The following is a 661-nucleotide window of genomic DNA, read 5'->3' on the forward strand; positions in this document are numbered from 1 at the left end:
GGACCGCAGAAGAAATAGTCTCGATCACGATTGAGCTCAACGGCCGCAACCTCTCGGACGTGATGACCGAGGTGGAAGCGCTGGAGGCGTATAAGAACCTTCCGGCAGGAGTGACCAATGTCGAGGAAGGGGATCTGAAACGGCAGTCCGAACTGTTCACCTCCTTCGCGACGTCCATGGCGATCGGGATCTTCTTCATCTACGCGGTCCTCGTCCTGCTCTTCCACGACTTCCTGCAGCCCGTGACGATCCTGATGGCCTTGCCTCTGGCGCTCGGCGGAGCCCTGTTGCCGCTGGTTCTCCTCGGGGCCAGTTTCTCGATGCCCGCAGTCATCGGCTTGCTGCTGCTGATGGGCATCGTCTCGAAGAATTCGATCCTGCTGGTCGAATATGCGATCACTGCCCGACATACTGGGATGGGTCGCTTCGATGCATTGGTCGACGCCTGCCACAAACGCGCGCGCCCGATCATCATGACGACAATCGCCATGGCCGGCGGCATGGTTCCTGCGGCGTTCAGCTTGGTATCGGGCGACCCCAGCTTCCGCCAGCCGATGGGCGTTGTGGTGATCGGTGGTCTCATCACTTCGACCTTCCTCAGCCTCGTGGTCATTCCGGTCGTCTTCACGTTCATCGACGACTTCGAAAGGCTCGTCGTCCG

1 protein-coding gene is annotated in these 661 nt (G+C 60.1%); it reads left to right on the top strand.

Going from position 1 to position 661, the window contains the following annotated elements:
- Positions 1–661, top strand: a 661-nt coding sequence (locus C5F48_RS24380; RefSeq protein ID WP_146170784.1) for an efflux RND transporter permease subunit, incomplete at both ends; no start/stop codon positions are given.

Source organism: Cereibacter changlensis JA139 (assembly GCF_003034985.1).
Classification (GTDB): Bacteria; Pseudomonadota; Alphaproteobacteria; order Rhodobacterales; family Rhodobacteraceae; genus Cereibacter; species Cereibacter changlensis.